We start from the raw sequence: 12,443 nt of genomic DNA, 5'->3' as shown, positions 1-12,443 counted from the left end.
GACGGTACGCCATTTGAGTTCTTGATGTTTTAGGTAAAGGACGGTATAGTTCTCTCAAAACAGCAGGGGGGGACGATGAAGCTTTCCACCAAAAGCCGTTACGGATTGCGGGCAATCTTCGACATCGCATACAATTCGGGGAACCTTCCCGCCCAGGTGCAGGATATCTCGCGGCGCCAGGGAATCTCGCCCCGTTATCTCGAACAGATCTTCCAAGGGCTCAAGCGGGCCGGCATCCTCAAGAGCAAGCGCGGTCCCCAGGGGGGGTACTTCCTGGCGAAAAAGCCCGAGGAGATCACGGTGGCCGCGGTGCTGCTCGCCACGGAGCGGGACATCAGCCTCGTCGAGTGCGTAAGCAAGAAAAAGAAGAAGACCGACTGTTCCTTCGACGGCAGTTGCGTGACCCAGGAACTTTGGAACGAGGCGGGCGCCAGGCTCGTCGCGTACTTTTCGTCCATCACCATCAAGGACCTGTGCGACCGCGGCCAGCAGCTCGGGATCAAGCGGGAGCAGGACCATCGCTTCATGTATTTCATCTAGAGAACGGAGGAGGCGGAAATGCCGGTGCTTACCAGCTACAACGTTATCGAACAGATCGGAAACACCCCGCTGCTGCGTCTGGCTGCCCTCGAGGCGCCCGGGTCGGCGGCGGTGTATGGCAAGGCGGAGTTCTTCAACCCCGGCGGAAGCATCAAGGATCGCATCTGCCTCGCGATGATCGAGGCGGCGGAGCGCGACGGCCTCCTCAAGCCGGGGATGACGGTGGTGGAGCCCACCAGCGGCAACACCGGTATCGGCCTCTCCATGATCTGCGCCGTGAAGGGGTACAAGCTGATCCTCACCATGCCCGATACCATGACCATCGAGCGGCGCCGTCTGCTGGCCGCCTACGGGGCGGAGCTCGTCCTCACCCCCGGTGCCCAGGGGATGCGCGGTGCCGTGCAGAAGGCGGAGGAGCTGTCGGCCCAGCCGGGCCACATCCTGATGCAGCAGTTCAAGAACCCGGCAAACCCCGAGGTGCACCGCGTGACCACCGGGCCGGAGATCCTCTGCGCCCTTGACGGTCAGACCGTCGACGCCTTCGTGGCGGGGGTCGGGACCGGCGGCACCATCACCGGGGTGGGCGAGGTGCTGAAGGGGCGCAGTGCGGCGACCCGCATCGTGGCGGTGGAGCCCGATGCCTCGCCGGTGCTGTCGGGCGGCCAGCCGGGCCCCCACAAGATCCAGGGGATCGGCGCCGGCTTCGTCCCTGACGTGCTCAACACCAAGGTCTACGACGAGATCATCCGCGTCACCAACGACGACGCCTACGATACGGTCCGGCGCCTTGCCCGCGAGGAAGGGATCCTGGTGGGGATATCCTCCGGGGCCAACGTCTACGCTGCGTTGCAGCTGGCGAAGAAGCTCGGTCCCGGCAAGAACGTCGTCACGATCCTCTGCGACACGGGTGAGCGGTATCTCACCACCGGCGTGTTCGACTAGCACGAGCTGTTTCATCGGCAGGGGCACCCTTTCCGGTGCCCCTGCACACCGTGCCCCGCTTCGGGGTTTTTGTTTTTTACGGGAGCGACATGGATCCGGTTCATCAAAAATACGAAAAACTCAAGGCAATCCTGCGGGAGATGGGGTCGGTGCTCGTCGCCTTCTCCGGCGGCGTGGACTCCACGTTTCTCCTCCGGGTGGCCCACGACCTCCTCGGCGACGGGGCCGTGGCGCTCACCGCCACCTCCCCCACCTATCCCGAATCGGAGTTTGACGCGGCGGTGGCCCTTGCCCGGGAGATCGGCGCGCGGCAGATCGTGGCGGAGTCCAACGAGCTGGAGATTCCCGACTTTGCCTTCAATCCCCGCAACCGCTGCTACTACTGCAAGAAGGAGCTGTTCCAGATGGCCGGCCGCAAGGCGGCGGAGCTGGGGCTTGCCTGGGTCGCCGACGGGAGCAACGTGGACGATCTGGCCGACATCCGGCCGGGGCGCCAGGCGATCCAGGAACTGGGGGTCCGGAGCCCCCTGCTGGAGGCGGAGCTCGGCAAGGAGGAGATTCGGGAGTTGAGCCGGGAACTGGGGCTCGCCACCTGGGACAAGCAGCCCTTTGCCTGCCTGTCGAGCCGCTTCCCCTATGGAACCGAGATCACGCCGGAGCGACTCCGGAAGGTGGGGGCGTGTGAAGAGTTCCTCAAGAAGGAGGGGTTTTCCACCTACCGCGTCCGCTTCCACGGCGAGACGGCCCGGATCGAGCTGTCCGAGCGGGAGATGTCGCGGTTTCTGGAACCGGAGCTGCGGCGGAAGGTGGTCGAGCGCTTCAAGCGGATCGGATTCACCTACGTGGCGCTGGACCTGGAGGGGTACCGGACGGGGAGCATGAACGAGAGTTCGCGCTGAAAAACGTGCGGGCGTGAATCGAAAAGGCCGGGTTTCCCCGGCCTTTTTGCTTACTTCACTTCCACGTTGATCTGCTTCGGCTTGGTCTCTTCCCGCTTGGGGAGGGTGATGGTGAGGACCCCCCGGTCGCAGGTCGCCTTGACCTTTTCCCGCTCCACGGTGTGGGGGAGGGTAAAACTGCGCTGGAAGCCACCGTAGTAGCGTTCGATCCGGTGGTAGTTCTCCTTCCGCACCTCGTCGTCGTGCTTGCGCTCGCCCCGCAGCGTCAGGGTGTTGTCCTCGATCCGCACCTCGATGTCCTTTTGGTCGATGCCGGGAAGCTCCGCCTTGATGACCACGGAATTTTCGTCCTCGAAGATGTCCACCGGGGGCTGCCAGGCCCCCTCGCGGAGCTCTTCACCCCCCTCGCGGCTCCAGGCGAGGTCGAGCAGGCGGTTCATCTGCTCCTGGAGATTCCTGAGATCGCGAAACGGACTATACTTGACGATTGCCATGACTGAAAGACCTCCTCTGCAGTGATGATTCGGACCGGATGGTGAATCCGTCTGAGGGAAAGATAATAACCGCCGCGCCAAAGTCAAGGGGGAGCCGCCATGAATGGCGACTCCCCCTTCGGCTTCTTCTCTGTCTGTATGTGCCGGTCGGACGTCAGATACGCTTCCCTTTGGGAACGCTATGCTTGAGTTTTTTCGATCCGTCGTAGAGGGTGCTCTTCAGAAGCCCCCGCCGCTCCTTCATGTCTCTCTTGTCGTAGTCGCTCTCAAGGGAAATCTCCGCATCTTCAGCCAGTCTTTCGATAGTTTCCGTTTCCTTTTCCATCATGCCGAACACCTCGCGTCGTTGATGTGCCCTCCCCGCAGGGAGGCGCGGTTGCCAGCCGTTCGTTTCCCGGTCACCTCCTTCGCTCATGGTGACAATCATGATACCATGGGATTCCGTTGTTGCAAATGGCGAAAAAATAAATTTTTCTAATTGTTTTAATGAGTTATACTGTTTGATGGACGGGACGCACGGGGGGATTTTCTGCGGCTTATACCTTGAAGCGCGGGGTGAGATCGGCTACTATTCCCCCAAAACTTATCAGAGGTGATGCGTGCTGACATACAAGGTTGTCGAACTGAGTACCGTGACGGAGGACACCGTGGCGGAGGTCCTGAACGAGTGGACCGCCAAGGGGTGGCGCCTGGACGGGATACAGTTCGCCATGCGGGAGGCGAGCCGGCGGCCGAGCATGGCCTTCGTCATCTTCACCCGCGAAGCGGAGGGGAACTAGATGCCCGCCCCCCGGACCCTCTACCTCATCGACGGCTCCTCCTACATCTACCGGGCCTACTTCGCCATCCGGCACCTCTCGTCCCCCAAGGGGTTCCCCACCAACGCCCTCTACGGCTTCACCCAGATGCTCCTCAAGGTGATCAAGGACCGCCGGCCCGACCATATCGCCGTGGTCTTCGACGTGGGGCGGACCACCTTCCGCACCGAGCTCTACCCCGACTACAAGGCCAACCGCTCCGCCATGCCCGACGACCTGGTCCCCCAGATCGCCCCCATCAAGGAGATGGTCCGGGCGTTCAACATCCCGGTGCTGGAGCTGGCGGGGTACGAGGCCGACGACATCATCGGCACCATCGCCCGGGAGTGCGAGGAGCGGGGGATGGAGGCGGTGGTGGTCACCGGCGACAAGGACCTGATGCAGATCGTGAGCGACCGGGTGACGCTCCTCGACACCATGAAGGAGAAGGTCTCCGGCATCCCCGAGGTGCGGGAGCGGTTCGGCGTCGGCCCGGAAGCGGTGATCGACATCCTGGGGCTTGCCGGCGACACCTCCGACAACATCCCCGGCGTGCCGGGGATCGGCGAGAAGACCGCCATGAAGCTGATCCAGGAGTTCGGCTCCCTGGATTCCCTGCTGGAGCGGGCCGGCGAGGTGAAGGGAAAGACCGGCGAGAAGCTCCGGGAGTTCGCCGACCAGGCCCGCCTCTCGCGACAACTGGCCACCATCGTGCGTGACGTGCCGATGACCTTCGACTTCGCGACCTTCGCCGCATCCTCCCCCGACAACCGGCGCCTGGCCGAGCTCTTCAAGGAGTACGGCTTCACCACCCTCATGAAGGAGCTGACCAGCGAGGCGACCCTCTCCACCGAGCAGTATCGGACGATTTCCACGGAGGAGGAGTTCCGTGCGCTTCTTGCCGATTTGAAGGGTGCCGGCACCTTTGCCGTGGACCTGGAGACCACGAGCCTGAACCCCCTGGAGGCGGAGATCGTCGGCATCTCCCTGAGCTACCGGGACCACGAGGCGTGCTACATCCCGGTGGGGCACGTCGTCATTTCTCCCTCCCCCTCGACGGGGGAGGGTCGGGGTGGGGGTGAAGCTGCGGGTGGCAGTGAAGATGGAACGCTCCCCCTCCCCCCCTCCCGCCAGGGGAGGGGGGATGTGGTGTTGGCGCCGGAGCAGCTCCCCCGCCAGCGGGTGCTGGACGCCCTGAAACCGCTCCTCACCGATCCGCAGGTGCGCACGGTGGGGCAGAATCTGAAGTACGACTACCAGGTCTTCCGCTGTAACGGGATCGGGCTGGCCGGGGTCTGGTGCGACACCATGGTCGCCTCCTACCTCCTGAACCCGGTCCGCTCCAGCCACGGCCTCGACTCCCTCTCCGTGGAGTTCCTTGACCACAAGATGATCTCCTACGAGGAGGTGGCGGGGAAGGGGAAGGAGCAGGTGAACTTCGCCCAGGTGCCGGTGGAGAAGGCTTCCGTCTACTCCTGCGAGGATTCCGACGCAGCCTGGCTCCTCCACCGCCTCTTCCTGCCGCGGGTGGCGGAGATGAAGATGGAGCGCCTCTTCGACGAGGTGGAGATGCCGCTGGTGCCGATCCTGGCCGAGATGGAGCTGGCCGGGGTGAAGCTCGATCTCCCGCTCCTGGGGGAGCTCTCCGCCGGCTTCGGGAAGCAGCTTGCGGAGCTGGAGGGGCGGATCGCGGGGCTGGCGCCGGAGCCGTTCAACATCAACTCCCCCAAGCAGCTCGGTGAAGTCCTCTTTGAAAAGATGGGGCTCCCCACCGGCAAGAAGACCAAGACCGGCTGGTCCACCAACGTGGAGGAGCTGGAGCGGCTGGCCGACGCCGGCCACGAGATCGCCACCCTCATCCTCCAGTACCGGGGGCTTTCGAAGCTGAAATCCACCTACACCGACGCCCTGCCGAAGCTCGTGCAGCCGGCCACGGGAAGGGTCCACACCTCCTACAACCAGACCGTCACCAACACGGGGCGGCTCTCGTCATCGGAGCCGAACCTGCAGAACATCCCGGTCCGGACCGAGGAGGGGCGGCGGATCCGTCGGGCCTTCATCGCCGAGGAGGGGCATCTCCTCCTCTCCGCCGACTACTCCCAGATCGAACTCCGGGTCCTGGCCCACCTCTCGGAGGATCGGGTCTTCTGCGACGCCTTTGCCCGGGACGAGGATATCCACACCCGCACCGCCGCCGAGGTCTTCGGTCTCTTCCCCGAGATGGTGACCCCGGAGATGCGCCGTCAGGCCAAGGCGATCAACTTCGGCGTCATCTACGGCCAGGGGGCCTTCAGCCTCGCCAAGCAACTCGGCATCGCGACGAAAGTGGCCAAGGAGTTCATCGACAACTACTTCGCCCGGCACCCCGGAGCCCGGGCGTTCCTGGACGGCTGCGTGCGGGAGGCGGAGGAGAAGGGGTTCGTGACCACGCTGCTCGGCCGCCGGCTCCCGATCCCCGACATCACCAGCAGCAACGGCAACATCCGGGCATTTGCCCAGCGCAACGCCGTCAATTACCCGATCCAGGGCTCCGCCGCCGACATCATCAAGGAGGCGATGGTGAGGGTGACGGAGCGGCTGCGGCGCGACGGGATGCGGAGCCGGCTCATCATGCAGGTCCATGACGAACTGGTCTTCGAGGTGCCCGAAGGGGAGCGGACCGCCATGGAACAGCTCGTGCAGCATGAGATGGAGCATGCCATCCCCCTGCGGGTGCCGCTGCGGGTCGACGTGAACTGCGGGCGGAACTGGAGCGAGGCCCATTAAATATGGCTCTTCCGCCACAGAGCGGCGGCCGAGCCGATACATGACCCCCAACATCGAAAGAGGAGGCCCCATGGCCGGCGACATTCTTCACGAGATCATCGATGCGTGTCTGAGCATGGAGAGGAAGGCGGCGCAGATTTTCAGCACCTTCGCCACCCACGCGAAGACCGGCGACGCCCGGCACTTCTGGGAGACGGTGGCGGCCCAGACAAACCACCACAGCACCCTCATCGCCACCCTCCGCGCCGTGGAGAGCCGAAGCGTGCCGCCGCTGGTGATCTACCGCCCGGCCGAGACCAGGGAAGAACTGGAGATGGTCGAGCGGGGGATCGACGAGCAGTTCGAGCGCTACCGCAGCGACCCGAACCCTGAAGCAGCCTGCCTCCTCGCCTTCCGTCTCCAGCTCTGCCTCCTCCACCCCGCCTTCGCCAGCATCTGCCGCATGGTCAAGGACACCATCGGCGAAGATGCCAACGACCACGGCTACGGCATTTACCTGCGCCGCTTCATCGACGGCATCGGCTCCTGCTGCATGACCACCCCCGAGTCCGAACTCCTCGGTGAGGCGCTCTTCCGCCTCTGGAACGAGGCGCGGCAGCTGGCCGCCCAGTCCCACCTCGACCCCCTCACCGGCGTCCTCACCCGGGCAGCCTTCTTCCGCGAGGTGCTCCCCCTTGCCCACGCCGCCCAGCGCACCGGGAGCAACGCGGGGATGATGCTGATCGATCTCGACTACTTCAAGCTGCTCGGCGAGAGCCGGGGGCACGAGGCCGGCGACCGGGTGCTCCAGGTCGTTGCCGACACCATCACGGCGCAGCTGCGGCGCTCCGACGTGGTGGGGCGCTATGACGGCGACGAGTTTATCGTCTTCCTGTCGCCGGTGGAGCCGGCAGCCCTTCGGAGCGTGGCCGAGAACCTCCGGGCGCGGATCGGCGAGGCGAGCGGCCGCATCGTTCCCGCCACGGTCAGCATCGGCGCGGCCCAGGGAGAGTTCGGGGCCAGCGTCGACGACTCCCTCGGCACTCTGATCCGGCTGGCCGACGAGTGCCTGATGCAGGCGAAATACACCGGCAAGAACAAGGTCGTGTTGAAGTAAGGGGACGGCCCCCATCCTTCCGCGCCGTCGCCACCACGTTCCAGCCGATCATGGCTCCCCTCCGCCGCCGTTTTTCCGCTCCCCTGACGATTCCTCCGGGCAATCCCCGCCGCCGCTTGCAAAGTTTCCCAAAGGCTTCATACTTTCCGTACCTTCCCCACGCCGGGAAGGGTCACGGAAAGGAGGCCGTCATGAAATGTCTGTCGCTGCTCGTTGCCGCCGCCCTGTTGCTCCCCTCCGCCGCCGGCGCGGCCGGGTTCCTCGATGATCTCACCCGGGAGCTGCTCCCCGCGGTGCAGGGGAGTTCCCTCGACGACTCCACCGTCGTCAAGGGGCTGAAGGAGGCGCTGGCCACCGGCACCGAGCGGGCGGTGAAGGAGGTGGCGAAACCCGACGGCTACTTCGGCAACCAGCTCATCAAGATCCTCCTTCCCGACAAGATCCAGAAGGTCGCCAGCGTCCTCGGCACCCTCGGCTACCAGAGCCAGGTGGACGAGCTGGTGCTCAGCATGAACCGGGCGGCGGAGAAGGCGGCCCCCAAGGCGGCGGGGTTCTTCGGCGACGCCATCCGACAGATGTCGGTGGAGGACGCCAAGGGAATCCTCTCCGGTGGCGACCGGGCGGCCACCAACTTCTTCGAGAAGAAGACCCGCGGCAAGCTCTTCGACGCGTTCAAACCCTCCGTGGCCACGAGCATGGAGCAGGTGGGGACCGCCCGTGCCTACAAGAACCTGATCGGCCAGTACGAGGCGCTTCCCGTCTCCGCCCTGACCGGCACCCAATCCCTGAACCTCAACGATTACGTGACCAACAAGGCCCTCGACGGCCTCTTCTCGATGATCGGTGCCGAAGAGAAAAAGATCCGGACGGATCCGACGGCCCGGACCACGGACCTGCTGCGGAAGGTGTTCGGCCAGTAGGAGAGAGGGATGACGTCTCCCTGTGTCGCTATCGGGAAACGGTGGGGCCGGAGGGTGGTGCTGGTGGCGTGGGGGCGCTTCTGGGGGGCCTTCCCGGCGAGGCGTCCGTCTTTCCGACGGGGGGCGCGGTGGTGGGGCGGAGTTCCCACCGGACGGCACAGCCGGGCGAATCGCTCCTGGAGGTCGCCCGTGCCCACGACCTCGGTTTCAACGAGATCGCGGCGGCCAATCCCGGCATCGATCCCTTCGTCCCTGCCGCCGGCGCCCCCGTCACCATCCCGGGGGAGCATGTCGTGCCGGCGGCGTTGATGCCGGGGCGGATCGTCGTGAATCTTTCCGAACTCCGCCTCTACTTCGTTCCGGCCTCGGGCCCCTCCCTCGTCGCCACCTTTCCGGTCGGCACCGGGAGCGAGGGGAAGGAGACCCCTCCCGGCAGCTACCGGGTGACGGAAAAGCGGGCCAACCCTCCCTGGCACGTCCCCCTCTCCATCCGGCGCGAGCAGCCCCGTCTCCCCGCCGTGGTCCCCCCCGGCCCCGACAATCCCCTCGGAAGCCACGCCCTGCGCCTTACCAGCGACGGACTCATGATCCACGGCACCAACCGGCCGTGGGGGGTGGGGCGCGCCGTGAGCCACGGCTGCATCCGCCTCTACCCGGAGGATATTCCCGTCCTCTTCCGCCTGGTCCCCCTCGGGGCGCCGGTCGCCATCGTGCGCGAGCCGGTGAAGGTGGCGGTGCTGGAGGGGCGGCTCCTCATCGAGGTCCACCGTGACGACGGGGCGCAGGTCGACTACGCGGCGGAGGCGACCCGCCTCCTCCTGGCGCGGGATGCCCTCGCTCGGGTGGACGTCGCGCGCCTCTTCCGGGCCCTGGCCGAGAAGCGCGGGGTGCCGGTCGATATCGGCCGGTGAACGGTTACTTCTTCTGCTGGAGCTCGAAGGCCTTCACCGATTTTCCCGCCGCATTTTCCGCCTGCTGGGCGGCCCCTTCGGCCCTCGTCGCGGCTGCCTCGGCCCGGGATGCCGCTGCCTCGGAGCGGCCCGCGGCGGCGGTGGCCGCCCCCACTGAGCCCTGGGCGCTCTGGGCCGCCTGCTGGGCCTGGGCGCGGGCATCGGCGCTTTCGCGCTTCGCCGCGTCGAGGTCGGCAGGGGAGACCACGGGGCGCTTCGCCAGCTCGGCAACCTGGGCCTCGATGGTGCTCAGCCGCTTTTCCAGCCCGCCGAGCCGGTCCGCCAGGGGAGCGGTCTGCTCCTGGACGAAGGTTTTGGTGGCGCACCCCGCCGTGAGGGCGAGGAGCGGAATGACTGCCGCAGAGACGATTCGTTTCATTGCTCTTCCTTTCTGGTGTCGTGTGCCGGCGCTATGACAGGCGATAGGCGAGCATCACCCCGTCCCGCAGCGGGATGATGGTGGTGAAGAAATCCCGCCGGAGGCACATGAAGTCGTTGAATTCCCGGATGCCGCGGGTTTCGGGGTCGTCGCCCCCCTCCGCCACCCTGCCGTACCAGAGGGCGTTGTCGGCAATGAGGAGGGCGTTTTTCGCCAGGCGCGGGATCATCGTCTCCGCCGCCAGGCGATACTGTTCCTTGTCGAGGTCGATGAAGAGGATGTCGATGTCGCGGTACTCCCGGCCGATCTCCAGGGCGTCCCCCTCCCGGAATTCGAGCCGGTCGATGAGGCCGTTCTGCCGGAACATGGTGCGGGCGTAGTCGAGATTCGCCCCGTCGCGATCGGTCATGACCACCGTGCCGGTGATGCTGACCGCCCGGGCGAACCACCAGGCGGAGTAGCCGAAGCCGGAGCCGAGCTCCACCACGAGCTGGGGCTGCCGGAGCCGGGTGAGGAGGTAGAGGAGCCGCCCCACGAGGCGGTCGACGATGGGGAATGCCAGCTCCTTCGCCCGCTGCTCCATGGCGATGAGGTGGGTGTCGTCTTCGGGAGCGAGGCCCCGCAGGTACTCTTCGATGCGGGGATCGGTGATCGGGATCATCGGCGCTACCTCCCGTGGGTCGGGGAGTTTCGTTGGAGCAGTCCAACCCAACAAGTCTAGCACCTCGGGGGGGAACCGCAACGGCGGGAGAACACGCCTGTTGACTTCCGGACCCCCGCCGTCTTTAATAGGGCAATGTCTTACGCGCGCGAAACGGCACCGATGCCGCAGGGAAAAATCACGGCGATCCTCGTCTTCACCACGCTCCTGTGGGGGGGGAGCTTCCTCTTCAACAAGATCGGGATGCGGGAGATACCCCCCGTCCATTTCTTCTTCTTCCGCTTCGCCCTGGCGGCGCTTCTCATGGGGATTGTCTGCATCCCGCGCCTGGGGCGCCTCAACCGCCAGATCGTCAGGCGGGGGGCGGTGGTGGGGGTGGCCCTGGCGGCGGTGAATCTCTCCTTTGTCCTCGGCGTCTCGGGGACCACCATCTCCCGGGCGGGGTACCTCAACAACCTCTTCGTCATCTTCATCCCCCTCCTCTCGTTTCTCGTCTGGCGCGAGCGGGTCGACCGGGTCACCTTCGGCGGGGTCGCCCTGGCCGTGGCGGGGCTCTGGTTCCTGGCCAGCGGTGGCGCGGAGGGGTTCAACCGGGGGGACTTCCTCTCCACGGTCTGCGCCCTCTTCATTGCCGTCCATATCATCACGGTGTCGCGGGTCTTGCGGGACGAGGACGTCTACCTCGTCACCTTCGTCCAGTTCGCCACCGTCGCCTGCGTGGGGGGGGCCATCACCCTGGCCATGCCGTGGCCGGCGTTCCGGATCGGGGCGGCGGGGGGGTGGTCCCTCGCCTACTGCGCCATCTTCCCGACGGTGATCTGCTTCACGCTCCAGAACACCTACCAGCGCTACACCACCCCGACAAAGGCGGGGCTCATCTACACCATGGACCCGGTCTGGAGCATGCTGGCCGGGGTCTTCATCCTCGGAGAGCGCCTCACCCCGCGGGAGTTCTTCGGCTGCATGCTGATCCTCCTCGCCGTGGCCGGACCGCTCTTCGTGCGGTTGTACGTGGAGCATAAACAACGGATCCTCTACCGCCTCGGCGCCGCCGGCGAAGCGGAGGAGGGTGAATGAACGAGACCCGGGAGACAACCGTGACCGAAACCCATCGCTTGCGTCGCTCCGTTGCTGCCGTTGTGCTCCTGGCGGCTCTCTTCGCCCTTCTCCCGGCGCTTCCCGCCTCGGCCCGCACCCTTCTCTGGAAGGTGCAGGGGAAGCAGGGGACCGCCTATCTCTTCGGCTCGTTCCACGCGGCAAAGGAGGGGGCCTACCCCCTGCCGCCGGTGGTGGAGGAGAGCTTCGCCCGCTCCAGGGCGCTCATGGTGGAGGCCGACCTGACCGCCGTCTCTCCGGAGCAGGCCGTGGGGGCGGTCCAGCAGCGGGGGATGCTCCCGGAGGGGGACACCCTCTGCAACCACGTCTCGGCCCAGACCTGCCGCTCGTACAACGACTACCTGGCCGGCCGGGGGGTGATCCCCGAGCTTTTCGCCGGCTTCAAGCCGTGGTTCGCCGCCACCATGATCGCGCTCCTGGAGGTGCAGCAACAGGGGTACGAGGTCGGCAACGGCGTCGACCTCTACTTCACCCGCAAGGCCAAGGGGAAGAAGCAGATCGTGGAGCTGGAATCGGTGGACTACCAGTTCTCCCTCCTGGACAGCTTCACCCCCCGGGAGCAGGAGCTGTTCCTCGTCAGCACCATGCGCGAGGGGGGAGAGAAGATCGACGCCGCCTACCGGGCGTGGCGAAGCGGCGATGCCGTGGCCCTGGAGGAGGCGGCCCTCGGCGAGCTGAAGCGCGACCGCTCCCTGGAGCCGCTCTTCGAGAAGCTGATCTTTGCCCGCAACCGGACCATGGCGGCCGCCATCGAGCGCCGGATGCAGGGGAAGGAGCCGGTCTTCGTGGTGGTGGGGGCGGCGCACCTGGTGGGGCCCCGGGGGATCGTGGAGCTGCTGCGTCGCAAGGGGTACCGGGTCGAGCAGCAGTAGCGGCGCGGCCG

The 12,443-nt window shown here is 66.0% G+C and carries 14 protein-coding genes; 10 read left to right on the top strand and 4 right to left on the bottom strand.

The features are described from left to right. Positions 1-75: 75 nt before the first annotated feature. The 3 genes from GPICK_RS13695 (at position 76) to larE (ending at position 2,381) form a co-directional block, all read left to right on the top strand. Positions 76-540: an RrF2 family transcriptional regulator gene (locus tag GPICK_RS13695; RefSeq protein WP_039744099.1), complete on the top strand. Its 465-nt coding sequence runs from the start codon at positions 76-78 to the stop codon at positions 538-540. Between the two features lie 18 nt (positions 541-558). Next, a complete protein-coding gene (gene cysK / locus GPICK_RS13690) occupies positions 559-1,482 on the top strand; it encodes a cysteine synthase A (RefSeq protein WP_039744097.1) in 924 nt (307 codons plus the stop codon). 89 nt (positions 1,483-1,571) lie between these two features. Beyond that, on the top strand, positions 1,572-2,381 hold the full coding sequence (larE, locus tag GPICK_RS13685; RefSeq protein ID WP_039745803.1) for an ATP-dependent sacrificial sulfur transferase LarE: 810 nt from the start codon (positions 1,572-1,574) through the stop codon (positions 2,379-2,381). Between the two features lie 50 nt (positions 2,382-2,431). On the opposite strand, the gene GPICK_RS13680 is transcribed toward larE, so the two are convergent. Together GPICK_RS13680 and GPICK_RS17595 are read right to left on the bottom strand one after the other, a co-directional pair. Continuing rightward, positions 2,432-2,875, bottom strand: a complete 444-nt coding sequence (locus GPICK_RS13680; protein WP_039744096.1) for an Hsp20/alpha crystallin family protein — start codon at positions 2,873-2,875, stop codon at positions 2,432-2,434. A gap of 154 nt (positions 2,876-3,029) precedes the next feature. After that, on the bottom strand, positions 3,030-3,290 hold the full coding sequence (locus GPICK_RS17595) for a hypothetical protein (RefSeq protein ID WP_236685713.1): 261 nt from the start codon (positions 3,288-3,290) through the stop codon (positions 3,030-3,032). A 184-nt stretch (positions 3,291-3,474) separates the two neighbouring features. Here GPICK_RS17595 and GPICK_RS13675 point away from each other — a divergent pair, with 184 nt between their 5' ends. From GPICK_RS13675 to GPICK_RS13655, 5 genes are all read left to right on the top strand, one after another. After that, the gene (locus tag GPICK_RS13675; RefSeq protein WP_039744094.1) at positions 3,475-3,654 is read left to right on the top strand and encodes a hypothetical protein; all 180 of its coding nucleotides are present in this window, start codon (positions 3,475-3,477) and stop codon (positions 3,652-3,654) included. Beyond that, positions 3,655-6,438: a DNA polymerase I gene (gene polA / locus GPICK_RS13670; protein WP_039744092.1), complete on the top strand. Its 2,784-nt coding sequence runs from the start codon at positions 3,655-3,657 to the stop codon at positions 6,436-6,438. Between the two features lie 70 nt (positions 6,439-6,508). Beyond that, positions 6,509-7,534, top strand: coding sequence for a GGDEF domain-containing protein (locus GPICK_RS13665; protein WP_039744090.1), 1,026 nt, complete (start codon positions 6,509-6,511; stop codon positions 7,532-7,534). A 191-nt stretch (positions 7,535-7,725) separates the two neighbouring features. Further along, a complete protein-coding gene (locus GPICK_RS13660; RefSeq protein ID WP_039744088.1) occupies positions 7,726-8,454 on the top strand; it encodes a DUF4197 domain-containing protein in 729 nt (242 codons plus the stop codon). 41 nt (positions 8,455-8,495) lie between these two features. Then, positions 8,496-9,365, top strand: a complete 870-nt coding sequence (locus GPICK_RS13655) for a L,D-transpeptidase family protein (protein ID WP_236685570.1) — start codon at positions 8,496-8,498, stop codon at positions 9,363-9,365. Positions 9,366-9,369: 4 nt separating this feature from the next. Here GPICK_RS13655 and GPICK_RS13650 read toward each other — a convergent pair whose 3' ends face one another. Beyond that, on the bottom strand, positions 9,370-9,783 hold the full coding sequence (locus tag GPICK_RS13650; protein ID WP_039744086.1) for a hypothetical protein: 414 nt from the start codon (positions 9,781-9,783) through the stop codon (positions 9,370-9,372). 31 nt (positions 9,784-9,814) lie between these two features. Then, positions 9,815-10,444 carry an O-methyltransferase gene (locus tag GPICK_RS13645; protein WP_039744084.1) on the bottom strand — a complete coding sequence of 210 codons (630 nt, stop codon included), beginning with the start codon at positions 10,442-10,444 and terminating at the stop codon, positions 9,815-9,817. A 162-nt stretch (positions 10,445-10,606) separates the two neighbouring features. On the opposite strand from GPICK_RS13645, the gene GPICK_RS13640 reads away from it, so the two are divergent. After that, positions 10,607-11,521, top strand: a complete 915-nt coding sequence (locus GPICK_RS13640; RefSeq protein ID WP_144400104.1) for a DMT family transporter — start codon at positions 10,607-10,609, stop codon at positions 11,519-11,521. Next, entirely contained in the window at positions 11,518-12,432 is a 915-nt protein-coding gene (locus tag GPICK_RS13635) for a TraB/GumN family protein (protein WP_039744081.1), read from the top strand. Before GPICK_RS13640 ends, GPICK_RS13635 begins: the two co-directional genes overlap by 4 nt. The last annotated feature ends 11 nt before the right edge of the window (positions 12,433-12,443 follow it).

It is taken from the genome of Geobacter pickeringii (assembly GCF_000817955.1).
Taxonomy (GTDB): Bacteria; Desulfobacterota; Desulfuromonadia; order Geobacterales; family Geobacteraceae; genus Geobacter; species Geobacter pickeringii.
The sequence above is the reverse complement of the archived record's forward strand: the minus strand, read 5'-3'. Positions and strand labels throughout refer to the sequence as shown.